9 protein-coding genes are annotated in these 26,626 nt (G+C 70.3%); all 9 read right to left on the reverse strand.

Annotated elements, in window-relative coordinates:
- Window positions 1-5 precede the first annotated feature (5 nt).
- Window positions 6-1,832, reverse strand: coding sequence for a hypothetical protein (locus ACWF82_RS14470; protein ID WP_452501318.1), 1,827 nt, complete (start codon window positions 1,830-1,832; stop codon window positions 6-8).
- A gap of 168 nt (window positions 1,833-2,000) precedes the next feature.
- Entirely contained in the window at window positions 2,001-2,768 is a 768-nt protein-coding gene (locus ACWF82_RS14475) for a toxin-antitoxin system YwqK family antitoxin (protein WP_452501319.1), read from the reverse strand.
- On the reverse strand, window positions 2,765-3,940 hold the full coding sequence (locus tag ACWF82_RS14480) for a hypothetical protein (protein ID WP_452501322.1): 1,176 nt from the start codon (window positions 3,938-3,940) through the stop codon (window positions 2,765-2,767). The genes ACWF82_RS14475 and ACWF82_RS14480 overlap by 4 nt, the downstream gene beginning before the upstream one ends.
- A complete protein-coding gene (locus ACWF82_RS14485; protein WP_452501323.1) occupies window positions 3,933-5,510 on the reverse strand; it encodes a hypothetical protein in 1,578 nt (525 codons plus the stop codon). Before ACWF82_RS14485 ends, ACWF82_RS14480 begins: the two co-directional genes overlap by 8 nt.
- A 24-nt stretch (window positions 5,511-5,534) precedes the next feature.
- Window positions 5,535-5,975, reverse strand: coding sequence for a TY-Chap domain-containing protein (locus ACWF82_RS14490; protein WP_452501325.1), 441 nt, complete (start codon window positions 5,973-5,975; stop codon window positions 5,535-5,537).
- The gene (locus ACWF82_RS14495; protein WP_452501327.1) at window positions 5,972-6,463 is read right to left on the reverse strand and encodes a DUF6301 family protein; all 492 of its coding nucleotides are present in this window, start codon (window positions 6,461-6,463) and stop codon (window positions 5,972-5,974) included. Before ACWF82_RS14495 ends, ACWF82_RS14490 begins: the two co-directional genes overlap by 4 nt.
- Window positions 6,460-6,741: a hypothetical protein gene (locus tag ACWF82_RS14500; RefSeq protein ID WP_452501329.1), complete on the reverse strand. Its 282-nt coding sequence runs from the start codon at window positions 6,739-6,741 to the stop codon at window positions 6,460-6,462. Before ACWF82_RS14500 ends, ACWF82_RS14495 begins: the two co-directional genes overlap by 4 nt.
- A gap of 30 nt (window positions 6,742-6,771) precedes the next feature.
- A complete protein-coding gene (locus ACWF82_RS14505; protein ID WP_452501331.1) occupies window positions 6,772-26,127 on the reverse strand; it encodes a WXG100-like domain-containing protein in 19,356 nt (6,451 codons plus the stop codon).
- A gap of 15 nt (window positions 26,128-26,142) precedes the next feature.
- The gene (locus ACWF82_RS14510; protein WP_452501333.1) at window positions 26,143-26,616 is read right to left on the reverse strand and encodes a YbaB/EbfC family nucleoid-associated protein; all 474 of its coding nucleotides are present in this window, start codon (window positions 26,614-26,616) and stop codon (window positions 26,143-26,145) included.
- Window positions 26,617-26,626: the final 10 nt, after the last annotated feature.

A 26,626-nucleotide genomic window follows, 5' to 3' on the forward strand; every position in this document is an offset into this window, starting at 1 on the left:
GGCTGTCACTGTTCGATGACCGGTCTCGCCACGATCGGCGCGGCACCGATCGCCTCTTCCAGGTGCTCGACCGAGTCGAGGAAGTCGGCGCGCTTGTGCTCTTTCTGCTGTCCGCCCGCGCCGGCGCCCGCGCCGCCCATCGGTGCCATCGGCATGCCGCCCATCGGCGAACCGGCGCCGGCGATGCCCGCTCGGCTCGCCATCGCTTCCATACCGGTCGCGGTGACGGCGGCACGGGGGAACAGGCTCGACGCGTTCTGCAGGTTCGAACCCGGCAGGCCCGCGCCCGCGCCACCACCAGCGCCACCACCGGAGCCGCCGCCGCTCTTGGCGGCCGAGGTCATCTTCTTCGCCTGGTCCTCCAGGGCGGAGCTGAGACCGGCCAAACCGGGGACGGACGACAGCGCGCTCTGCTCGGCCGCCGAACTCGCCTGATCCAAGGCCGACTGCGCGGCCGAACTCGCCTGCTCCAGACCGGAAGTCAGCGCCGACGCCGCCTGCTCGAGGCCGGACGACGCCGCCGAACTAGCCTGCTCGGCAGCCGCGGCGGCCTGTTGCGCCGCGGTCTTCGCCGCGGCCTTCGCCGCATCGCTCGCCGCGAGCTGGGATGCGGTCTGGGCTGCGGAGGTCAGCGCGGACATTCCGCTCTGGAACGCCGAGGAGAGTCCCTGCGCGCCGGAACCCGAACCAGAGCCCGAGCCTGCGCCCGAGCCGGTTCCGGTTGTCCCCGGCCCGGTGGGCTGAGTGCCCGTGGTCGGCGGGATCGGGTCGGGCAGCAGGGCGACCACGCCCGCGGTGTGTTCGATGCCGGGAACATAGATCCGCTCCATGTCGGCGACATAGGCCTTGCGGTAGCTCTCCTTCGCCCGCGCCTTGTAGGCGGCGTCGGGTTCATTTTCCATCCGCTTGATTTCGACCAGGCTGTCGTTCTGCAACTCGACCGAGGTCGTATAGAGCCATTCCGAGACGTATTCGAGGCCGTCACCCACAGCCTTCATGCTGGCGACGAGGTTGTCGTTGCCGGACCCGTAGGCGGCGATCGCCGCCCGAGCCCGATCGGCGCCGCCACCCTTGCCCGGGCTGCGCCAGCCGTTCTCGCTCGCGATCATCTTGTTCGACAGGGCGTCGAACGGCTCTTTCAGTCTGCCCGCCAGCCAATGCCAGTCGGCGGCGGCCTGCGCCACGGTGATCGGCATACCCGACTTGAGTGACTCGATGATCTGCTGATATTCCTCGTAGCTGTAGGCGTCCGGGTTTTCGGGCTTCGCCTTCATCGGGTCGAACTTCAGACCCTGCGGGCTGGCCAGGCTCTGGGGCAGACCCCAGTTCGACTCCTTCAGCGTGCCGACTTCCTTCCAGTCCGGCGACGCCTGTCGCTTGTCCTGGGGATTGAAGCGGTCGTTGTTGACGCTGAGACCGGCCGGATCGGGACGCTTGCCGAGATCGTCGAACAGCTTCTTGTGGAAGTCGTACTTCTCCCGCAGCTTCGCGAAATCGGCCTTGCCACCGGTGTCGGTGTCCTTGTATGCCTTGCCGGAGGCGAGGAACGTGTCGTTCATGTCGTCGAGGATCTTCAGGTGGTCACCGAGGATGTTCTTGAGATCCTGGCCCTTCGCGGAGAACCGGTTCGCCAGCGCCTCGGCGGAGGGCAGCACGGCGGCGAACGGCTTGAGCTGGTCGACCTTGCCCAGCTCCTTCTGCACCGCGTTCACCCTGACCCGGACGTCGATCGCCGCGTTGACCAGGCCCTCGATGACACCTGGCTGCAGTTCCAGTGCACCGCTGAGCGACTCGCTTCGCAGCCCACTCCACGGATTGGGTGTCTCACCCATACGCGACCGTCCTCCTCATCACCACACGGGCGCCCCTGCGACGAGAGACCCTGCCTGCGCGATCGATTCTTTCGTCGTAGCAACGATTCTAATGTCGCAGTAATGAATCCCGCATGTACAGAGCGGATCTCGCTGGTGGCCGCGCATCGACAATCGGTTGCCACGCGGTCAGCGGAGGCGATCGATCGCCGTCTGGAAGTTGTGGTCACCCATGTCGAAACGCGGTGAACGGTAACCGTTCTCGCGTATATGGTCGAGGAAATCCGCTGGTAGGGCCAGCGCTTGCGCGGCGTAGTACTCGATGAAGTCGGTGCGCCAGAGCCACTCGCCGTCCGAATGCAGGGAGGCGCCGCCGGGGATCCAGGCGTCGTCGGCGAAGAGGTCGGGTACGGCCGACATCACATCGAACACGCCGGGCGCGGCACGCAGGTAGGCGAGCACCCGTTCGTGATCGGCGGGCGGTGCAGGCAGCAGCGCGTCGTGGATGGACGGTAGGTCCTCGCGTTCGCCGCCGTACATCTCGCGGTACATGCCGAGTGGTTTCAGGTCGAAGACGTCGCCGGGAGCACCTGCCACCAGCCGATGTTCGATCAGCACGCCGTTGTCGTCCCAGCGCTTGCGCACGCGCAGATAACCGGGGCGGGCATACACGTCGAGGGTGGCCAGGGTGCCGTCGCGGCGCCACTCCCGCCACTCGCCGACGGCGAGCCCACGCTGCATGATGCCGTCCGAGGCCTGCGCTCCGTTGTCGTACCAGGCCTGGCTCGGGCCGTCGTCATAGCCGTCGACGAATGCCCAGCTGCCGACGATCGTGCCGTTGGGATGGGTCTCGACCGCTCGGCCGGTGTACGGGACGCCGCGGTAGCGGGTGAGGCCTTCGCCGGCGCTCAGTTCGAACTCCGGATCGTCGATGTCGATCGCCGGGTTCTCGGTCATGCGTCGGTGTCCTTTCCGGTCGCGCCTGCCATGGTGAGCTCGAAGAAGGCGCCGTCGATGTCGAAACGCCCGTCGTCACCGAACACTTCGGTCAGCGTGGCGCGGGTGACCTCGCCCGCCTCGGCCGCCGCCACCAGCGCGGTCACGGCGGCGAGCCGGTCATCGGTCGCGCCGATCACGTCGGCGACCACCTCGGTCACCGTCGCCGTGGTCCAGATGCCGGGTACGGCCGGGGCCAGCTCGTCCGAGGCGGGTGAGTCGCCGCGATGCCACGCGCCGTCGTCCCACCAGTAGCAGAACGACAGCAACCCGTCGGCCGCACGACCGTTGAGCACCGGGTCGGCGACCCAGACGGGCGCGCCCGCGTAGAGGTCGGGCATCGGGGCGCCGTCCTGGTAGGACTCGCGCAATCGTTGCGCGTTCCAGACACCGCCCGAGAGCACCGCGCGCCCGCCTGGCAACAGGAACAAGCTCGCGCCGCTATGCTGTGCGCCCTCGAACAGGCAGACCCCCGGCGCGATTCGCGGGCCCATCGGCGAGCCCACCGCGACGAACGCCGCCGCGAGCACCGCCCAGCGGCGGGCGATCAGCGGGAAGGCGGGAAAATCCTGACCCGGCTCGGAGCGGACCGGGTCCCGGCCGAGAATGCGGTCACGCAGGTCCTGTTCGGCGGCCTGCCGGGGCGTGCGTACCTGGCGGTCGCCGTGCCCGATGTAGGCGGCCAGCCAGACCGGCAGCGACGCTCGCGGGTAGATCTCCAGGTCGCTGCGGTAGGCCGCGGGCGCGAAGAGCTGGCCTTCGGGGAACGGGTCGGCGCCGTAGTCGTAGTCGACCTCCATCTGGCCGTCATCGGTGAGCTCGAGCAGGTATCGCCACCACGGCTCGCCGTCGCGGCGCGCCGACAGGCTGCGATGATCCCGGATCAGCGCGAGTACGGCCTCGGCCGGGAAGACCCGCAGGGTGCGGCCCTGCTCGTCGGCGAAGACCACCACCGCCGACTCGGCGGTGACCGTCATCGCGAAGGACGCCGTCAGCCGCCACCAGCCGGGCGGGCCGAGTTCGACCAGTTCCAGGCCGATCCGGTAGCTCAGCGCCGACATCCGCGCCGCCACGTCCTCGGCCGGATCGAGTGCGAATCCGACGTCCGGATCGACGTCCGTGTTCTCAGCCATGCCTCTCCCGGAACCGACGCTCGAAGTCGTCGATGAATATCGATGGCGCCACCGCTGACGAGGACCGTTCCAGCACACCGTCATCGGCAACGTAGTAGATCGCCCTGCCGATCGCGATCTCCCCCGGTTCGACCGGAACGTAGACCATCCAGCCCACCGGCAACCGGTCGGCGTGCAGCCGCGCGACCGGGTAGGTGGCCGGGTCGACGGCCGCGTCGGTCAGGTGCTTGCGGACCCTGGCGATGGCTTCCCGGCGCGGGATCGGCGCCGACGATTCGGATGTCGCCACACCGGCGACGAAGAGCTGGAACAGGGCGCCATCGATGTCGAAAAAGCCTTCGTCGCCGAAGAGCTCGACCAGCGTGCCGCGGGTGGCGACACCGGCTTCGGCCGAGTCGACGAGGGTCGCGGCTGTCGTGCGCAGCAGTTCGTCCGGCTCGTCATCGATGAGCTGGGCGACCGCGTCGGCGGTGGCTTGCGCGGACCAGATCTCCGGCAGTGCGGGGGTGATCGCGTCCGGCGTCGGCGACTCACCCTGGTACCAGGTGCCGTCGATCCACCAGTAGCAGAAGGACAGCAGGCCACCCGCCGCACGACGATCGAGTGTCGGTGTGGCCACCCAGGCAGGGGCGCCCGTGTACAGCCCTGGCAGTGGGGCTTTTCCGTGGTAGGCCGCGGTGAGCGGGAGCGCGTTCCAGACGCCGCCGGACAGGACCGCTCGATCGCCGGCGAGCAGTGCGAGGGAGCTGCCGTGTCGCTCGCCGGTGTCGAAGCGGGCGATCGAGGGGAGAAATCGTGGGCCCCAGTCCGATTCGACCGCTACGGCGGTGGCGGCAAGCACGGCCCATCTCGCCACGAGCAGTGGCAACGGTGGGAGTCCGGTTACCGGGATCGAGGGCGGGCCCGCCGCGCGATCGGCGCGGGCGGCGGTGGCTGCCGTCGCCGGATCGCGCAGTTGACGGTCGGCGTGGTTGAGGTAGGCCGCCAGCCAGAAGGGCAGGTCGGCGCGGGGGAACGCGTCGAGGTCAGCCTGGTAGGCCATCGGCGGGAACAGGTGATCGGCGGGGAAGGGCTCGTCGCCGTAGTCGTAGTCGACCTGGATGCGGCCCTCCGGTGTCAGGCCGAGCAGCAGCCGCCACCATGGTCCGTCGCCGAGTTCAGCCGAGAGCAGCCGGTGGGCGCGGACCAACTCGAGTACCTCGGCGGACGGGCGCAGTCGCGTCACCCGCTGCGCTTCGTCGGAGTACACCGCGAGGACGATCTCGGCGGCGACCGTCATGGTGAAGACCGCGTCCAGTCTGTGCCAGCCCGCGGGTCCCTGGCTCGCCAGGGCGCGGGCGGCGCGGTGCAGCAGGTCTCGGGTTTCCTCGGCGATGTCCCGGACTGGCGGTTCGGGGGTCAGGCTGAAGCTGACGTCTACCTCGTCCTCTGGGGATTCGGACGGCGGTACCGGGTCTGCCGCGTCGTCGGTCTCACCCGGCTGTCCGACCCTCGGCGCGTCCGAGGTGGGCTGGTCGGCAGGCGTATCGACGGTGGGCGGCTGGTCGGTCTCGTCGGTGGGGCTGGTCACTTCGCGCAATCTCCTGGCGAGTATTCAGTCTCGCGGTAGGCCGAGCAGGGGCAGATCCAACGGGCGATTGCCGGACGACTCGTCCCACGCGTCATAGGACAACGCCGCGGGCTCGGCGATGCCGAAGCCGGTACGCAACCCCTCGACGACCATCTCGGCCACACTCCGGTACTGCGCGGGAGTGGCCGGCCACGGGGTATCGATCCACCAGTTGCCGACCGCACCGTCCGCGGGCGGTGACCAGCCCGCCTCGGTGATCGCCTGGATACCCGCGGCACCGGCGCGCGACGGCTCGTCGAGCGCCGCTTCACACACCAGTTCCGCGTGCAAGAGATCGTCGAGCTGCCGGAACTGCGCGTATCGCGGGGACCGCGTGCGGGTTTCGTGGACGATGACGACCGAACCCGCGCTCAGCACCGCGAGTTGCCCGGCCAGACCATCGGTGAAGGCCGACCACCCGGTCACTGCTGTGCCTGCTTCTCGACCTCGATACTGCGGTCGTCCATGGCCAGCCGGGCATTGGTCACCAGGTAGAGCACCACCGAGACCGGCGACTGCGCGAGGACCACGGTAGCCGCCGGGCCTGCCCAGCGAATCTGCGGCCACTCGCCGGGGATTCGCGCGGTCGGTGCGCCGAGCACGTCGGTCAGTACCCCGGCCAGCTCGGCGAACGCCGTGCGAATTCGCTCCGTGCCCGCCGTGTTCTCCTCGACGAAATCGGTCAGCCGCGTCTCGACGCGCACGGCCTTGCCGTCCTCACCGTGCACCTTGCCGCTGCCGACGCCGAGGCCGGTGTCGAGCATGACCCAGTTCGGTCTGCTCACCACCACACGCCACCCGAACCGCGCCGCGAGCTCGGCGGCATCGGCCAGATTCCACGACCAGTCGAGGTCGCGCAGCCCGGTCGCCAGGTCTGTCAGCTCGGTGGCCGACGGTATGCGCCATTCGGTCACTGCTTCGCCTTCCGGTCGAGCTCTTCGCTCAGGCGGGCCAGCGCTTCCCTGCGCGCCCGCCTGTGCGAACCATCGAGTTGGGCGGCGAATTCGGCGCGCGCCGCGGTCACCAGTTCCGCGGGCACCTCGGGGTAGGCACGCGCGATCGCCCACAGGGCCAGCTCGGTCTCGTTGTCCAGACCGGTGTCGGTGCGAAGCCCGCCGCCCCCGCACACGGAGGCGACCATCTCCTCGAAATTGGCGCGAATCTCGTCCTCGGCCGGATGGTCCGTGCGCATGCTGCCTCCTCGTTGTCGTCTCGGGCGTGGTTATCGGGCAAAGATCCCGGCGCGCTCAGCCGGATCGGCCAGCACCTGCTTGACATGTGCGCCGAGATCCATCTCCCGCGGTAGCGATCGATAGAACAGCTCGCAGACCAGGCCACCGCCGACAGTCACCGCGAACCGCGTGTGCCGCGGATCGACCGGCCCGTGCTCGATATCGACCGGACCATCGAGGTCGATCATACGATCGCCGACCCGCAGCGCGAGCCCCGCGCGTTCCCGGTAGAAGACCACCGGAACACCGCCGACATCACCGTAGACACCACCCAGCCCATCGGCACCCGGTGCGGCAGCCCGCAGCGCTCCGGTCACCGGGTCGAATTCGGCGCGCACACCGTAACCGACGAACGGCCGCACGGAGATAGCCCCGTTCTGCCCCGATTGCGCCGCCGAGGAATACCCGTTCCCCGTGGCACGATCACCCCACCCCGAACGCCGGGCTTCCTGCCCACCGGCCCCCGGCGGCGCCATCGGTGCCATCGGCGCGTACGGCATCGCCGCACCGGAATCCGGCGCACCGGAACCCAACCCGTTCACCGAAACAGGCACACCTGTCGGCGGCGTCGGCGCATCCGGAATCGCTACCGGTGGCGTAGGCAGTGGGCGCGGCGCGAGCGTGGTTGGTTCCGACGGTTCCGCCGGCGAACCCGGAGATGCCGACGCCCATTCCCCAGGCCCCGCCGCAGCGGGGGTACGCGGTTGCTCCGATGGCACCGGCCAGGTCGAGGTCGGCGGCGTAGGCGACGACCACCGAGGACCCGGCGACTGCTCCGCCGGATTCTGCGCGGGCGAGGACGGCGAAGGCGTCGACCACGGCGAAGTGTCGGCAGCATTCGGCGCCGAACCGGCAGACGACGACTCGGCGGGCAGCGTCACCCTGGATTCCGGTGACGCCGACGCCTGCCACGGTGGAGTGGCCACCGGCGACGCAGGGCCATGAGGCGTCGCCCCATGCTCCGACGGCCACGGCCGCGACGGCTCCGCTGGATTCGGTGTTCGCCAAGGCTCCGGCATCGGCTCGACAGGAACCGGCCACTGCCCTGACTGCGACGGTGTAGCCCACGGCGGGTTGGGCACCGGCGATGCCGGGTCGCTAGGCATCGGCGCAGGAACCGAGGGCGTCGGGTCCGTGGGCACGGGCGTAGGCCACGACGGTGTCGGCGGATTCCCAGGTTCCGGCGACGCCGACGGCGGAGTGGGTGTCGACGGATCCGCCGGACCGGGCGTAGGCCACTGCGGCGTTCGCGGATTCTCCGATTCCGGCAACGGCCACGGCGGAGTAGGAGGTGTCTGCGACGGATCTGTCGGACCAGGCGTAGGCCACGGTGGTGTGGGCACCGGCCACGGCCACGGCGGAGTTGGAGTCGGCGGATCCGTGGGGTTCGGCGGCGTCGGCTTCGACGGGCCAGGAGGAATCGGCGACGGGTCCGTGGGACCAGGCGTAGGCCACGGCGGTGTCGGCACCGGCCACGGCTGTGGAGGAGTCGGTGGCACCGGAGGCGTCGGTATCGGCGGCGTCGGTATCGGCAGCGTCGGCACCGGCAGCGTCGGCACCGGCAGCGTCGGGGTAGGCGGCACCGGCGGAGTCGGAGTCGGAGTCGGCGGCACCGGCGGCGTCGGGGTAGGCGGCACCGGCGGCGTCGGGGTAGGCGGCACCGGCGGAGTCGGAGTCGGCGGCACCGGCGGCGTCGGGGTAGGCGGCACCGGCGGCGTCGGAGTCGGAGTCGGCGGCACGGGAGGCGTGGGTGTAGGTGGCACCGGTGTGGGTGTAGGTGGCACCGGCGGAGTTGGAGTCGGCGGTTTTGGTGGTGTGGGTGGGGTCGGGGGCTGCGGCGGGACCGGGGGTTGCGGCTGGACGGGAGGTTGCGGGTCGACGGGGTTCAGGTCCAAGTTCGGCCAGGGGGTTGGCTTGTAGTGGAACAGGTCTGGGAATTCGGGGTCGAATTCCCTTGGGGGGTGCGGGATGTGTGAGCGGAAGGTGGGGGTCGAGGGACGCGGGGTGGCGTTGTCTTCGTCGGGGGTCGCGGAGTGCGGCGGAGCCGGGTTGCCGTTGTCAGCGGACGGCGCAGGAGATTCCGGTTCGTCGGGGTCGGAGGTCGTCGGTGGCACGGACGTGCCGTCGTCGCCGGACGGGTCAGGAAGTTCCGAATCGTCGGGGTCGGAAGTTGCGGCGGTCCGCGGGACAGTCGCGCCGTCACCGGTCGACGGGGCAGCTGATTCCGGGCCTTCAGGGGTAGAGGTTGCGGAGCGCGGTGGGACAGCGGTGCCGTCGTCGAAAGCTGCGAGCGCTTCCTCCCGGGCCTGCTCGAGGTTCCGCACCGCCGCCACGTATTCGGCGTGCGCCTCGATATCCCCATCGATCTGGTCCAGATCATCGGCAATCCGATCGTGCTCGGCCGCAGACTTCTCCTCGGCGTCGGTGAACGCCTTGTCGAGCGCCGCCGACTCGCGGTCCAGCGCGGCGTCGATCTGGGCCAGCGGATCCGGCACCTGGTTGTCCGGCTTGCGGCTCGGCTGCGTTTCGTCGGGCACCTCGCCGGGAGGACGCTGGTTTCCACCGGTGGCAGACGGGCCGGTCGAGCCGTTGGGATCACCGTCGGGACCCGAATCAGGATCTCGCGGAGTCGGGTCGGGAGCGCCCGGCAGCCGGCCGGGGCCGGCCGTGGGCACCGGTTCGGCGCGCATGGCGGAGTCGAGTTCGGCGAGGAGGCGTTCGAGGGTGTCGATCTGGTCGGCGCGCAGGCGGATCTCGCCGCGCAGGGCGGCGAGTTCGGCGACCAGCTGCTCGGGGGTCAGACCCTCGTGTCGTTCGATCCGGCCGTCGCGGTAGGCCTCGTAGACCTTGCGGAAGGTGGCGTCGTCGGCGTCGGTGATGTCGACGCCGACGATTCTGGCCCAGTCCCGGCTCGCGGTCGGGCGGTGCGACGGATCGCTCGGCAGTGGGCCGCTGTCAGGCCGGGCCGCGGCCTCGGCCACCACCCGGGCGAAATCGGTGTCGTCCCGGCCGCGCATGGCGGCGGCGACCACGTCACGCAGGCTGTAGACCGCTTCGGGGTCGTGCATGGGCAGCCTGCCGTCGACGACGCGGGGGTCGGCGGATTCGTCGCCGCGCGGGGTCTCCGAATACACGTCGACCCGGTGCAGCGCGGTCGCGTACTCGGTGAGGGCCTCGCGCAGCAGCGCGTGCTGCCCGTCGCGCTCCAGCATCCGGAACAGCTTGCGCAGCTTCTTGGCCGAGAGCCCGCTCTTGCTCACCGCGTAGACGCGCTTGCCGTCGGGCGCGTCGACATAACCAGGTGGCAGCAGCGCCATGATCCGTGGATCCAGGTTCACGCGGGCGACGAACCGTTTCGGCACCAGCCTGCGCGCGGTGTCCTCGGAGACCAGCCGCATGGCCAGCTGGTCGCGGGCGGCGTCGACCGCGGCGGGGTCGATCTCACGCAACTGCTTGGCGTAGGCGACGAGGTCGGCGATCTGCTGCGTGCGCAGCGCCCGCGCCGTCGATGTGTCGGAGAGGGCGGCGGCCAGCGTGTCCGGGGTGAGCTCGGCCTGGCCGAGGCCGAGCCGGGTGGCGAGGTGACTGCGCGCGTCACCGATGTCGTGGAAGGACTGGATGTCGTTGGCGGAGCGGGTGAAATCACTCAGTGCCTCGATCTGGGTGGCGCGCACCGCGTTGTCGAGGCGCAGATCCGGGATCAGCTCGGCGAGCTGAGACGGGTTCAGGGCAGGCGGGTTCAGGCCGAGGTCGCGCACGGTCCGCACCAGATCGGTCAGCACGGCGGCCGGCGAGCGCGGTGGGGTGCCGGAATCGACAGGCGGGGTGGGAGCGACCTCGTCGGCGTTGAGCACCGCGCGCCACGGACCGTCGCCGTCGCGCAACAATGTGACGGCCAGTTCGCGGCCGTCCACCACCTCGCGCCGGTACCGCACCTCGGGTGTCTCGACCGGTTCGACCCGCACCTGACCCGACCAATCCGTCTGTGCCACACCATAGTTGACGACCAGCTCGCCCCGGGCCAGCTGCCCGGCCAGGTCAGGGTCGGACGCGAGCAGACCCGCGAGCACGTGATCGCGGGAGGACAACCCGTCGACGATGATCAACCGCTCCGGCCCGTTCGCGAACGGCACCCGCACCGCCTGATCACCGAGCCGGGCACCCACCGGCGCACTCTCGTCGCTGTCCGGGAAGAACAACCGCTCGGCCGCCGCGGCGAATTCGGCGACCCGCGCCGTGCGGGCGATGCTCTCGGCGCGCAGCCGCTCCAGCAGCGCGTCGGCGGCGGCCCTGGTGGCCACCTCGTCGATGCCGACATCGCGGCTGGCCGCCCACGTCGCCAGCTCGTCGCGAAGCTGATCACGCCGCAACGCGTGCTCGAAGAACTTGCGCAGGCCGTCGTCGCGGCCCAGCTCGTCCGCGTCGCCCCACTCCGGCAGCGGCTCGGCGCCGTTGCCGATCGGGACGGTGTTGAGCAGCCCCGGATCGTGGCCGAAGGCTCGCAGGAACTCGTCACGGAGCCGGCCGAGCGGGTTCTGGTCGTTGAAGCTGACCGAGCCGCCGATCGGCACCGGGCGGCCGGTCGGATCGGGATCGTCGTACCTGCCCGGCCGCCGTTCCCTGGTTCCCTCGAAGTCCTCGAAGTCCTCGAACTCGTCGTCACGACGACCGCCCGGCTCGTCGATCGCCGCCGGCTCCGCCCGCCCCGGCAGTCCGGCCGAATCCGGGTGTGCCCCGGGCAGATCGGTCCGGCTGTACGGCATCGTCTGCTCGTCGATGAACCGCTGGACCGCGGCGGCCAGGCCCTCGATCGAGCCGACCATCCGCATCGCACGGTACTGCTGTTCGTCGATGACCCGCTGCACGGTCGTGAGCGACTCGTCCGGGAGCTCGATGCCGAGCAGCCGTCGAGCGGCTTCGGTGAGCGTCTCCCCTTCGGGCCGCGGCCCGGCGGGTTCGGGCAGCTGTGCCGTGGCAGGCGGTTCGTCGGCGAGCCGATCCGCGTCGTCGCGCGAGATCAGGTCGTGCTCGAGCAGCGCGTCGATGATCCGGTCCCGCTGTCCGCCATCGGCATTGACGAAGGCGAGCAACAGTGCCTCGCGTGCCTCGCCGGGTGTGGTGCGGGCGACCTCGAGATCTCCGGTGACCTGGGTCCGGACATCGTCGGCGTTCACATCGGAGTACCAGGGCTGATACTCCGCGCCGTCCGGCAGACGCATCGGCAGGTGTTCGCCCGCCGAGTCGCGCATCCGGGCGGAGAGCCTGCCCAGGATCGGGATCTTCTCGCGGTTGGCGATCCAGATCGGCAGCTGCTGGGCGATCCGCAGGAACGTGGGATCCGGCCCGCCCGCTTCCGGCGGAGCCTGGATGACCGGCGTATCCGGCGATGACGGCGGCGTTGGGTTGACCGGAGCGGCGGGCGGAACGCCGGACGACGCGACGAGATCGGCGATGCCACTGATGCCGTCGGCGATCGCGGCCTGGCCCTTGCTGTCACCGACGGGCGAGCCGGACGGGTACTTGATCTGCTCCACGTGCTGGGGCCACGACTCGCGGACGAACTGCCATTCCCGGCGCAGCCGTGAGGTCGGCGCGGCGTCGGTCAGCGACGCGTTCTCGCCGACGACTTCCCAGCGGTCCTCGCCGTCCGGGCGCACGTTCAACGGCACCTGTTCGCCGTCGACATCGATGGTCACCCGCGGTGGGTGACCGACGGCGGTCGGCTCGATCGGGGCGTCCGGGTCGGTCTCGTCCGGCGACCGCGCGGGCTTCTTCGCACCGTCCTCCGGGTCGGACTCGCCACCGAGCCGGTCGAACGACGCTTCGGCGAGATCGCGGCGCGCATCGGGGGCATCCCGGCGATCGTCGAAGTTGCCGTCGCGGTTCCGGTCGGCGTCGGACGTCGTCGGCCCGAGATCGGCGGCCGTGTCGAGTTCCGGATTCTCGCGGTACTTCATCAGCAGGTCGTGCAGGGTGCGCACGGGTGTGCTCACACCGTCGGTGCCCAGCATGACCGTCTGGGCGAACGCCTCCGCCAGTGCTTCGCCGGGATCGAGCATGCCCTCGTCGAGGCTGTACTCGCTGAGCTGATCCAGCCAGTCGCCGTAACTCCGGTCGGGATCGAGCCTGCTGGCCCTGAGCAACTGCGCCTCGGCGACCACGCGGGCTTTGAACTTGCCGGTGGCGTCGAGCACATGACCGAATTCGTGCACCGCGACGTAGTACACCGGCCGCGTCAGCGCGACCGGATAGAAGTGTCCGCCGTCGGCCGCATCCCGAATGTGCCCGCGCAACGCGTCGGCACTGGTCGCGTGGTCGTAGTTGAGGGTGACTTCGCTGCGCCAGCCGCCGGTGTCGAGCGGGCGGCTCTCGGTGCGTCCGAGCACGGTCCACGGCAGCGACTTGATCGAGACCGTGCGCAGGTCGACATCGGGGTGCAGGGTGGCCATATCCACCAGGCCCCTGGCGAATTCCTGCACGACCACCCAATTGAGGCCGGGCAGGTCGAACCCGAGCATCTCCATGTCGGGGTAGTCGAGGATCCGGGCGAGTTCGTCGCGCAAGCGGGCGCCGACCTGGTCCGGGCTCAGCCCCGACCATTCGTCGTCACCGGGTACGCCGAGCAGCCGCGCCTCCTGCGCGTCGAGGCTGTCGATCTCGTCCGGCGGCCGCAGCTGGAATCCGTCGCCCATCCGGTCGAAACCCGGCTCCGTTTCGCTCGACGCCATCCGGTCGACGACGGGTCCGGCGGGGTCCGGAGACGAGCCGAACGGCAGCCGATCGATGAACCGCCCGAAGCGTCCACGCGGCTGACTCCGGTCGTTCAGGTCCGCCGCCGGGTTCTCGAGCATCCGCGTGATCCGGTTGACCAGCTGCACCGGATCACCGTCGGTGAGCCCCTGGAACCGGGTCGCCAGGACGTCGGAGAGCGAGGCGTCGCCGCGCGGCGCGGGTACTCGCCACCGGCCGTGACCGTCGGGCTCGAGGTAGGCGTCGACCCGGATCGGGCCGAGCGTGAACGATTGCCGCCGGAAGTGCGGCGGGTACTCCCCCGCCGCGGGCAGCAGCGGAATCCGGCGGGTGGCAAGGCGATGCGCGACTTCCGCCGGGTGCGGCGCCGCGGGCAGCGGGCCGTCGGGCGAGGCCGCGGCACGAAGGCCGGGGTAGTACAGGTCGCCACGGAAGCGCACGACCGCGTCGCGATTCTCCGGCAGCTCCGACCGCCGCCTGCGCTCGGTCTGCTCGGGGCTGTCGATGTAGTGCGGTCCCAGTTGCTCGAGCCAGTCGCCGAAGCCCAGGTTCGTCGAACCTTCCTGGCGGTAGCGCAGGTAGTGGTCGAGCATCTGGGCGAGACCTTCGTCGCCCTCGGGACGACGGAGTGCGCCGAGGGCATCGGCTTCGCTGATGTAGCGCAGCACCGGATCCCCACCGGGTCCCGGCTCCGGAACCGCGAACTGCACGCTGTGTTCGAGGATGTTCCACACCGCGGTCGAGTACTCGGGCCGCGTCGCCGCCAGCTCGTGCAGTGCGTCGAGATGTCCCCCTGGCTCGGCGACGACGTGCAGGCTGCGCCAGCTGAACAAGCCTTGCTGCCGGAATTCGGCGATAGTGGGGGTGAGCCGGACACCGTCGGGATCCAGTTCCATGTCCCTGGTCAGCGCCCGATCGGCGAAGTCTCTGGTGATCCTCTCGTCGGGGGCGACCGGCACCTCCACCCGATCCGCGACCTCGGGCCTGCCCCAGTACGCGGTCGCGCTGTCCCCGCCTGCCCGTGCCACATCGAGGACGATCTCGGCGTGCTCGGGCCCGACGCGATTCAGGTAGCGCCGCACCGCGTCTCGACCCGCCTCGGCCGCGACCCGCTCGGGCGGCGGCGCGTCGGCGTTGCGCTGCCGGGCGCGTTCGGCTTTGGTGTCGGCCTTGTCGTAGGCGTCGGCGTACGCGCGTTCGGCCGGGCTGACCGGTACGTAGTCGCCCATGTCCCGCATCGCGCGCAGGGTCTCGATCTCGAGTGCGAGATACGGTGCGCGCGCGTCCTTGCGGCCGGTCGCCTGCGGCGCACGATCGGATCCGGCGACCGGTGGCGTAATACCGCGGGCACGATCCCAGTCGGCGCCGAAGTGATCGCGATAGCCGCGCCCGTCCACACGCGGTCCGATATCGCTGAGGGCGGCGCGCACCGCACGAACGCCCGCCCGGTGCGCGGCCGCCTGGAACAGTTCGTCGGAGGTGACGGTGCCGAGCTTCTCGTAGGCCTTCTTCGCCGTCGCCAACGCGCTGTCGTACGCCTCGTCATAGGCGCGCCGCAGCGGTGTTCGGTCACCGACGCCGATGATCTCGCTGCGCTCGGCGTCGTAGCGGAACGACAGCGCGAACGCGTCGGCCACACGATCGGCCATCCGGTCGGCGTATTCGTCCCGGCTGAGGGTGAATCGCTCGGGCAACCCGTCGACGTCGGCCATGAGGTCGGCCATCCGCGCGGCGAACACCAGGTCTTCGGCCTGCCGCCGCCGCGGCGCGTCGCGATGGAGTACCACGGTGTTGGTGACCGGGTCATAGCTCGGAGCCGTCCCCGGGTCGTCGGAAGTCGCGGGTATCCACCGGAATTCGGGCTCGACGGTCAAGCGGACCGACACGCCACGCCCGGCGAGTTGCTCGACCGTCCACCGGCCCATGCGGTCCAGCGGTGTCCCGCGCCGCCAGCCGTCGAGCAGCTTGACCGGTTCCACGTAGAGCCGGTTCACGTGGTCGACCAGCGCCGCGTGATCGACGCCGGCTCTGGCCAGCGCCTCCCTGGTGAGCACCGGATCGGCCGACCATGCCGCCGGCACGACGTCGGTGCGAGCGTCATGGAGCTCACCGGTAGCCCGGAACACGTGCAGCACACCGGATTCGTCGCCGTGCACACGGATATCGGCCTGCACGTCGTCGTGCTGTGCGAGGTCACGCCGGACGGTGTCGGTGATCTCGTCGACGACGCGGGCCCGATCCACCGTCGCCCTGGTGTGCTGCGCGGTGAGGTCGTTGAGCAGGAGCGCGTTGTCCATGCCGTGCCAGATGTCGATGTCCATCGCGCGGCGCAGCAGGGTGTCGCTGATCTCGCGACGGGTGGCCGGCAACTCGTCGGCGGGCAGGTTGAAGGCGCGAACCAGGCGATCGCGGACCCGATCCCACTCGGCTTCGACCCGCATCAGGGTGCGCGACACGGCGGCCTGATCACGGATCAGCCGGTCCAGTTCGCGGGCCGTGTCGCGGTCGGACGGTACGTATTCGTCGAGGCCGTCGCGCGGTACGGGGTTCCTGGCCGCGTCCCATTCGGCGGCGGCCTCGTCGCGACGGCTGAAACCATCAGGGGTGTCGAACAATTCGTGCTCGAGCAGCCGGGCGACGCCTGCTGCCCTGCCGATGTCACGCGACTGCTCCGGGCTGCGCGTCGGGTCCTGGCCGACGGCGGCGTCGTAGGCCGCGAGGTAGGCCGCGTCCAGGGTCCTGCGCACCGCGGTGTCCACCGGATCACGGGTGCCGCTGAGCGGATCGTAACCGGCCGCGCCGACCTCACGGTGGAATTCGGCCTGCCTGCCGAGCGCTTCGGCCTCGGCGCGCACCCGGGCGGCGATGTGATCGTCGCGGTCCAGCGCCCGGATCTGCGACGGCATCGTCTCGACCCGGCCGCCGCGCACCGCGTCGGCGAGTGCGGCGGCGCGCACGACAGCGTCGGCCTGGGCGACGCGGTCGTGGCCGTCGGCGCCGACGAACACCTCCATCGTGCGCCCGTCGAACGAGGTGGGCCCGGTGTCGTCGAAACGCAGACCCGCGTCGACGGAATCCAGGACAGCCAGCGATTCGCCGCCGACCTCGGTGCGCGAGAGCAGATCTCGCACCTCCGCCGTCGCCGGGTCGATCGGCGTGAGCAGCCAGCCGTAGGGCTGCCCGTCACGCGGCAACGGAACCTCGTCGCTCCGATCCCCGAGATGGATGAGATCGTCGTCCCCGCCCATCGTGTCGAATCCGGCGATGGGCAGCGGGACATCGGCGAGCAGGTTGACGCCGTCACGCTCGAGCAGCAACTCGGTCACCGTGACCTCGCCGCGCGCAGACGCGTGCACCAGATGGTACTCGACCTTCAACGTGCCGTCGCGCTGCGCCTCGCGCAGCTCGCGCACCGCCTCGATCAGTGCCCGGCCCGCCTCGCTGTCCGGGTCAAGACCCCGCGCCGCCATCTCGGCGGGCGTCTCGTTGAGGATCACCCGCAGATTGCGGTCCATCGCCAGGGTGCGCCGCAGGTACTCCGGCGAACCCTGTTCCGCCCGCGCCTTCTTCGATCCACCCAGCGTCGACCCGACACCCTTGGCCTCGACGACGACCAGCGTCGGCGGCTGACCGTCGACAGCGCGCACCATCGAGGCGATGTCGACCGTCCCGGCACCGTCGAACGCGCCGACATACGGTGACAGCAGGACGGCACTCGGCCGGAGCTGCGGATCGAGCGCGAACGCCCGGCCCGCCAGCTCGCCGAGTTGTTTGGACGCCTCGACCAGCTTCGGACCGAGGTCGTTGTACTTGGTCGCCGCCGCCTCGAGGTCGGCGAGCTTGATGAGCTTGTCGACCAGGTCCGCCTCGCTGAGCGTGGGATCGGCTTCGACCCTGGCCTGCTGCCGCTGGATCTCGGGACCGAGGCGCTCGGCCGCCAGATCGGCGATGCGCTCGATATCGAAATCGCCCATGAGGCGTTTGACAGTGTCACCGATCGGATCCCGTTCGGCTTGCAGCGCCAGCCGGAGGGTGGAGGCGTCGCGCAGTTGCCGCGCGAGGTCGGGATCGATGACCGTGTACTCGGCCGAGTCACCCTTCTGCACGTGGAACTCGTACTCCGAGGCACTGAGATGATCGCGCAGGAACCAGTGGGTGTCGGCGTCGTGGTAGCCGAAGCTCTTGTCGCGGTATGTGTTCGGGGCGTCGTCGACGTGATGCCAGGTGCCGTCGGGGTCACGGTAGCTGTCCGGTTGATCGCCGGGACGATGCAGCAGACCGTCCTGCCCGCGGAACATTCCGGCGGGCACCGGATCCTGGTTCGTGACGCGGGGCGGGGTCGGGTCGGCGCCCGTATCCGTCGAATCGTCGTCGCCCATCCGATCGAACGACGGTGTGGGAGCAGGCTCCCGCAATGCCTGGCCTGGCGCGGCCGGTGGACGCGACGGCGGAGTCTCTGCGGGCACACCGCCGGTGGCTTCCGGTCCGTCTTCCTCCGGTCCGTTCTCCTGGCGGTTGTGGTGCTGCGGCGGTTCGTACCGGATGTCCGCGCGCCATTCGGTGAGCGGCTCCCGGTTGCCGTCCCAGTGGTCGCCCGGCAGCCGCGACACCTGGTTCTGGATCTCCTCCCAGGTGAGGATGTCGAACCGCCGCTGGTTGGCAGTGACATCGTCGCCCGGCGAGCGTGCGACCAAATCCTGGAATTCGTCCCAGGTGCGGGTGAAGTCGTTGGCCTCGTAGCCGGCGCGCAGCCGCTGCGACCACTCCCAGGCATCGCTGATCAGCAACAGGTCGCCGGGCTTCGGCTCGCCGCGGATCAATCGGTCCCAGGCCTCGGCGACGTGCGCGAGCCGATCCAGGGGACGCCAGCGGTGCTGACCGGAGTCCGGGTCGGTCATCAGCAACGAGTCCTGCATGAGCAGCCGCTTGATCTGCTGGACGTTCTCGGGTGTGAGCTCGGGCAGCCGCGAGGGCATCTGGTCGGCGATCGAATCGGCGATGATGTGCGGGTGGACACCCGAGTCCAGCCAGTCGAACACCTGCCGCACGCGCTCGCGGCGGGCATCGCCCTCCGTGTCGTCGCGGCTGAAACGGACGTCGGGGTCGGCGGTGAGCGCCTTGACCTGGTCGATCAGTCCTTGCCTTCGGGTGGCGGCATCGCCGTCGCCGGGCAGTTGCGCGGCGGCCTCGTCCAGTGCGCGCTTGACCGCGTCGACCATCTCCCGCGCCCGGGTGCGCTGGTCGTCGGCGCGCTGCTGACGCAGGGTGTCGGCGATCGCCGCGACGTCGCTGTCGTCGCGCAGGAACGTCTCGTACTGTTCGTCGGCCCAGCGCTGTACCCGCTCCCACTCGGCACGGCGCTCGGCCTGCGCGCTCCATGTCCGCACGGCATCGGCAGGATCGCGGCCGACGATGTCATCGGCGGCGGGCGGGTTGACGAACGGCTGCTGTTCGGCGGTGAACCGGTGGATGAGTCGCTTCGGTTTGAATCCCGGCTTGACCCGTTCGGGATTGTTCGGGTCCTGGAACAACGACCAGCCGGAGAACTTCAGCACTTCCAGCGTGATCCGCAGCAGCATCGACGCGGCCTCGGGAACCGGGTCGGCGTGACTGTCCATGCCGGGATTCAACGGCGAAAGACCGCCGGGGAGTTTCGGCAGGAACGCCTCGTTGATGCCCGGCTGCCCGGACGAACCGCTGATCGCGTCGACGACGGCCGCCTGCGTCGGTGAGACACCGACACTGCTCACGCCCTCCGGCAGTGGCCTGCCTTCGAAATGCTTGGGGGTGCGGTCGGAGCCACGATGGTTCTCCCACTGCGTGCGATCCGGATTGACGTCGTGCCACGTCCCGTCGCCGGAACGCCAGCGCGCGATGTCGAGGCGCACGTCACCGCCGAAGTTGTCGGAGATCGTGTAATCGACTGTCCTGCGCTGGAATTGCAGTCCGTTGTCCGGCACCGGGTCGACCTGGGAGTTGCCTTCGCGGTCGGCGGTGATCCGGCGGAACTCCACCGTCGCGTGGTCCCGGGTGAATGCCCTGACCACGGCATCGTTGGTGCTCAGCGCGTGCCGCAGGGCGTGCTCGTGATCGGAGAGCCCCTCCTCACGCGGGATGTAGCCGGGCTGATCGCGCGGACCGTAGACGACGATCCGCGGCGGCTGCCCGTCGATGATGCCGACGTGCCTGGTCTCCATCCGGCCGCCGCCTGCTTCGACATCGGTCCTGGCGGCGCCTGCCGCCCTGGCCATTTCGTCCTGGAGGCGGCCGATCCGGTTGTGCGCCTCGTTCACATCCCGGGCCGCGAGGGCGATGGCGTCGATCTCGGCGGTGCGGCCGCCGGGATGGTCGGTGCGCAGTCGATCGATCGTCGCGGCGAGGTTCTCCGGTGCGAGCGCGGCCTCGTCGATCACGCCGTCCTCGTCGATGAGCCCGAAACGCTCGGCCAGATCGTCACGCATGCCACGGCGCGGCTTGATCCGCAACAGCTCGTTGGCCCGCTGACGCGCCAGCCTGTCCAATTCGGCGGCGGCGTCGGCGCTGGGCGGCCTGCCGTCGAGAGCGCCGCTGACCTCCAGTTCCGCGATCTGCCGATCGAGAGCAGCGAGGTCGTCGCGCATATCGATGACACGGCGCGCGGCCTCTTCCAGCTTGGCCGCGATTTCCCGCCGGTGTGCCGCGTCGGCCTGCGACCGCCGCTGGTTGACCTGCCCGCCGGCCTCCTCGCCGATCGGCGCGACACTGGTCGGCTGCGAGGCTTCCTCGGAAGCCAAGCGCCGCATCGTATTCGCGAGGTCCGCGCGAGTACCGAGCGCCGCTTCCGCGTCGACGATCCCCATCAACCGGTTGATCCGGTCGTCACGCTTGGCGCGCCAGAACTCCATCTCCCGCGCCAACCGGTTGCGCTCTTCCATCATCCGGTCGTACTCGGCCTTGGCCCAGTCGTCGGCGGCCGCGAGATCGGGCCGCGGACCCTGTGCATCCGGATCCGGTTGCCCGGCATCGCCATCCGGATCCATCATCCAGCCGACGCGCGGGTCCGGGTTCGCCGGATCGGGCTGCGAGGCAGGCGGATCCATCATCCAACCCACACGCGGATCGGGGCCAGAAGGCTCCGGCGCGGCAGTCGGGCCATCGGTCATCCACCCGACCCGAGGGTCCGGCGTCGCCGGGTCAGGCTGCGAGACAGGCGGATCCATCATCCAACCCACACGCGGATCGGGGCCAGAAGGCTCCGGCGCGGCAGTCGGGCCATCGGTCATCCACCCGACCCGTGGATCCGGCGTCGACGGATCCGGCGTGACGGTGGGTCCTTCGGTCGCCGGACCGACAGGTGGGTCCGGTGTCGGCACCGGGGCTTCCGGGCGTCCGCCGGCGGAGGTCCACAGCAGGTCGGCGTCGGCTCTGTGCTGGCGGGTGTTCCAGTCGGCCTGCCAGGCGCGGCCGCGTGCGGAGTCGGCCGACTCGCCTTCGTGGGCGGTCGGGTCGGACTGGGCTATCGAATCGGCTAGTCCGTGCAGGAATTCGGCCCGGTTCGCTTCGATGTCGGCGCGCAGGTCGGCCAGTTCGGCGCGGATCCGGGCGGCTCGCTGGGCGGGGGTCTTGTCGTCGTCGCGGCCGGTGCGGTCCTCGGGCGGTGTGCGGCCCGAGTCGCCGTCATCGTCGGCGTCCGGTCCGACGGGTTCGTCCTCGCCCATCCGATCGAAACCATCGCGTCGATCCGGCCATGCCTGTCGCGGGGGTTCCGTGGCGCGCAGATGCGGGGTGTCCGGGTCGACGCCCGCGGCAGGCAGTTGACGCTGCACTTCGGCCAGGAAGTCCGCGTAGTTCCCGCCGTTGGCTTGTACCGCGTCCAGCGCCAGCTGGATCGCGGTCGCCCGCACGTAGCCGAAGCTCTTGCCCTTGTGGTGGGCGCCGACGCCGACGCCCTCCATCACCTGCTGCGTCATCGGCGGCGCGTCGAAGAGGAAGACGTCACCGGCCCGATCGCGGTAGTCGCTGAGCCATCGGGTCACTTGCTGCACGTCGTCGAGATCGCGCACGTAGACCACGATCGCGTCGGACCGTTCCGCCGTCGGCGACGTGATCTTCGCCGTGCGAACACCGGGGAAGGCATCGGGGCGGTCGATGATCTCGTGCACCAGATCGCGCATCAACGCGGGCGCGGCATCGATCCTGGGGTTCACGTACACCCGGTACCCGACCTCGATGCTGCCCGGGTCGCCCGTGCGCTGGAAGTGCACGAAGTGCCACGGAATCATCCCGAGCGCATCGCTTTGGCCAGGCTCCATCGGGAGGTTGCTGCCACCCTGCAGCATCGCCTTGCGGGCCTGCGACGGCGTGTCCACGATGTCGCCGACCGCGCGAATGTACCCGTCTGGATCGCTCGCGACATTGGGTTCCGCTGCCCCCGAGTAGAGGTCGTAGACATCCATGGGGTCGCGCACCGAGTCGCGGTTGGCCCAGACGTCGCGCAGGAGATTGTCGAGGCTCTCCCGCGACAGCGGCGGCGGCTCGATCCCCGCCTCCCGATACGACGCGTCCCGCAGCGCGAGCAGATCGTCGAACGACATCCCCGGCCGCTCGCGCCGCAATTCCGCGAGTGTGCGCGGCGGGCCCGCACCGTCTTGCTCAGGAAGCGGCCCGTTCTCGTCGGCCGCGGGCCCGAACGGCGCGTCCCGCTCCAGGTCGGGATTGCGGCCTGCCTCGTACGCCTGATCTGGATCGTAGAACCGCAGCGGCGGCTCCGCGATATCCGTGGAGTCGTCGCGCGCCAGCGGTTCCCATGCGCTGTGGTCACGCACGGCGCCCTGGATCGCGTCACGCACGGCGTCCGGCGAGGTTCTCGCGATGAGCTGGTCGACCGCGTCGGCGATGATCGCCCGCCGGGTCGCGGCGTCGGCCGGGGCGAGCCGGTCACCGAGTTCGCCGTCGAGCCGGGAGATAAGCCCGTCCACCTGGTTACGCAGGCTCGTCAGGTCACCGCTCGGATCGATCGCGCCCGGCTCGGCCAGCGTCCGGCGGATATGGTCGACGACGTCGCCCGCCCTATTCGCCTGGTCGGCGGCCGATATCGGACTGTGACGATCCGCGGCAAGCAGCAATCGCGGGTCGGCGGCCGGGGTCCGCGGGTCGCTGGGCGTAGCCGGCTGGTCTGGCGTGACCGGGGCCTGCGGCGCCGAATCACGGTCACCCCACGACTGTCGCGGGTCCGCGGCACGCGGTGGCACCGCATTGCCCTGGGAATCCATCAGAACCGCCGAGACGGTATGCAGATCACGCGGTGTCGGCATCGGATACGGATGACGCGTACCGGTGTTCGGGTCGAGGATCTCGACGCGATGCTGCCCGGTCGCGGGATCGAGACCGACAACCATGGCGTAGGGCTTGCCGCCGACGACGAGTCCCTGGCCGGGGCTCACGAACTGGTCGACGACGAAGGCGCGCGGGCCCGCACCACGGGCGATGTCGCGTGGGTCCGCGTCCCTGGCCATGTGCATCAGCTCGTCGACGATCCCCTGGTGCCGGGGCAGGCCGCCGCCGGGATCGGGGAAGTCGTGCAGCGGGCCACCGAGTGCTGCCTCCAGCTCGGCTCGTGACCTGCCCTGCTCACCCATCTGGTCGTTGTCGACGAGATCGCCGAAATCTCTCGGCGGCCGGGCGGAATCAGCCGAATTCGGCACACCGTCACTTGCGGCGATCCCGGCGGCGCCCTCGACCAGTCCGAACGTCTCCCATTTACCGCCGACCAGTTGCGCGGGCTGGTCGGGGAGGTTCGTCGTGCCGACTTCCAGGGTCGGTGCCTGCACCGGCGCGCCGAGCAGATCGGACAGTTGCTTTGCCCAGCTGCCGTCGGCACCGGCGTGGCAGGAGATCAGCCGGATGGGGGTACCGGGCACGTAGTCGGGATTATCCCGGATCGCCTGGACGATCACCGCCGGATCGACGCGGTCGCTGCGGCCAGGGATCGGATGTCCCGACCTGCTGCCGTGCACGATGACGTCGTGAGCGCCCTCGTTGCGAAGGTTGTTGCGGACATTGTGGGTACTGGTGTCGTTACCGATGGACGTGGCGGTCGGCGTGTAGACGACGCCCTGGCCGTTCGGCAGGAAGTAGCGGTAATCCGGTGTACTACGGTCTGTTCCGGCATCGGAGTCAGAACTCTGATCAGCGCGTCCGGTGTCGACGGTGCCGACCGGGCCCGGATCGTTGAGCGGGATACCCGCCCGCCGCCGCGGCCGGTGCGGCGGCGCGCCCTCACCCGTGGCGACCGGAAGAACCGGCGCCACAGCATCGTCGAGATTGCCCGCGGCCGGCTCGGCGCCACGAGATTCCCCGGCCTGGGCGACGTCGCGAGCGCTCGCCGCCTCGCTGTCGGCGTGCTCGGCGCGCACCGTCGGCTGACTGTCCGCACCGGCCCTGCCCGCATCCGCCAGACCCGCTCGGCTGCCACCAGCCGGAGCGGCGGCGGCATTGTCGGCCGTACCAGCACGTGACGATTCGGCCGAAGACTCATCGGGGGCATCGGATGTCGAGTCCCGCGCCGAGTCCGCGGTCGAATCCCGCGCCGAGTGCGCCGTCGAATCGGCGGCAGAGTCGGTGACACCGTCGCCGGACCGCAGCGCCGAGGATGTGTCCGCCCCCGCCTGTCGCAAGTCAGGAGTGACGCCGCGAGTGGGGCCGGAAGACGCTGGGGTGCCGCGTGTTTCGCCACCGACCGGGGCGTTCGTCGCGGGCGCGGGATTGGCGGCCGCCGGAGCCGCGTGCGCGACAACCGGCGCCGCACCGGCGACCGCCGCGTTGCTCGCGTCGCTGTCCGCGACGGCCGACACCGAAGCGCCGGTTTCCGCGCTCCCCCGGATACCGAGGTCGGCGCCCTGCAGCCCATCGGCACCGAGCGGAATCCCCGCCCGCTGGCCGCCATTCGCCTCGGTGCCCCGCGCCGACGCTGACTCCGACTCTCCATCAACGCGATTCGCTGCCGCCGGTTCCTCCGCGGATCGGCCGCCGTTATCCGCCTGCACCCCGTCGGCGCGCGAATCGTCGGCGCGCGAATCCTCGCCGGTGCGCTGGGCGCCCGCGGCATCGTCAGCCCGCCCGCCAGCGGCCGCGTCGTCACCCTCGGCAGTGGCCTGCTTGTTCCCGCCGTCACCGGCCTCGCCGCGTGCTCCGGCGCCGGAATCACCGCCCGCCCCACTGGCGGCGGCGGGCCGCATCGTCGACCCGTCGTTACCGCCGGAACCGAGCCCAGCGCCACTGGCTCGCGTCGACCCCTCGTTGCGGGAGTCGGTGGAACCGCTCTCGCCACCCCGCGTCCCGTCACCGGCGCGGGTGCTCTCGCCCTGCCCCGTCTCGTCGTCGGAACGGGTGCCCCGGCCTTCCCCCGCACCATCGTCGGTGCGAGTCGCCCCGCCATCCCCGGTGCCTTCCCCCGCGCCGTCGTCGGTCCGGGTGCCACGGCCCTCCCCGGCGCCATCGTCGGTCCGGGTACCCTCGCCCTCCCCGGCGCCGTCGCCTCCACCCTCACCGCCGTCGGGCCGGTTGATGCCGACGATGGCGTCGATCTGCTCGCCCAGACTCGGCGCGCTCATCGTGTCGACGCCCGGCGTGGTGATCCCCCGGTTCTTGAACGCGTGCGCGCCGGTGCCGCTCAAGCTGGACAGCAGGCCGTTGGACGCGCCCGCGGTGAACATCAGCGGGTCGTGATTCATGAGGCTGTTCGTCGCGTTGTCCCACGCTTTGTCGAGACCCTTGTCGTGCCAGTCGATTCCGAACTGCGTGCCGATCGCGGCCAGGTTGCCCACCTCGGCGCCCAGCAAACCGGCGGCGGGCCCGGTGATCGCGGCCTTGAGCCACCGGTTCATCTGATCCTTGATGACCTTGTCGCCCAACCAGCCGGCGAACGGCCCCGCCGCCGCGCCACCGGCGGCCGAACTGACCATGGTGACCAGCAGCTGCCGGTGATTGATCTCGTCGCGGTGGCCCTGACCGACCTGCCAGGCCTGCGTTCCGAGTTCCTGCAAGGTACCGAGGGTGAGGTCGATGGCCACGTGCCTGGCCAGGAACTTCAGGATCGTCTTGATGACCGCCTGCCGGGCGATACGCACGAGGGCCCGCGTCGCCGCCTGCCCGATGAGCCGGACCGCGATGCGGGTCAGCACGATCGCGGCGGCCTGCAACCCCGGTGACGCGGGCGTCGGCGGTATCCAGCACAGCGCGATCTCGGCCGCCAGCAGCGCCAGCGACGAGACGAACATGATCTTCGTGTACTCGATCTCGGTGCCTGCGTCGTAGGCCGACTTGCCGACCGCCTCGAAGTATTCGGCCAGCTTCTCCAGCGACTGATCCTTCTCCGACCCGTCGCCGCTGCGCATCGAGTCGAAGCCCTTGATCATCTCCTCGACGCCCTTGCCGACCGGATACGCGGTCAGCGATGCGGCTTTGGCCGCATCGATGTCGTCGAGGATCTCGCGCAGCTCGGCGGCCGCCTGCTTCCAGTCGCCGGCCAGCCCCCAGAGCTGGTCTTCTTCACCCGCGGGCCACTCCATGCCCGCGGGGTATTTCAGCCAGGCGAGCTCTGCGGGAAGTTCTGCCATGCGTGATTACTCGAGTCACCAGCTCGAGTCGGTCGCCGTACCCGGTCGATGCTGGTACTGCGGTTCGGCTGCCGATTCTTCCAGCCGCTCCGGCGCGTTCGGTGCAGCCAGCGAGGCCTCGACCGCTTCCGGAATCCGCAGGTCGGGCATGTCACCGACCAGATCGTCGAGCTTGGGGAGCCGGGCGTGGTTCTGCTGGATCGGCGACATCATCGCCGCGGTCTGCCGCGCGACCTCCGCGCAGGCCTGCTGCGCGGCTTCGGTCACCGCCCTGGCGATCTCGGGATAGGTGAGGTCGTCGATGTCGGTGCTGAACTTGGTCTCGATGACCTTGTAGTCCGCGTTCACCGACACGGTGACGCGCTTGCGAACCGTCGCGGTGGCAACGATTTTCGCGCGTTCCTGCTGCACCTGCGCGATGGCACGCATCTGCTCCTGCACACCATCGAGGATGTCGGCCAGCTGTGCCTTGGCGTGTTCGTTCGTCATGCTAGAGCGG

This window comes from Nocardia sp. NPDC055053, from assembly GCF_053608285.1.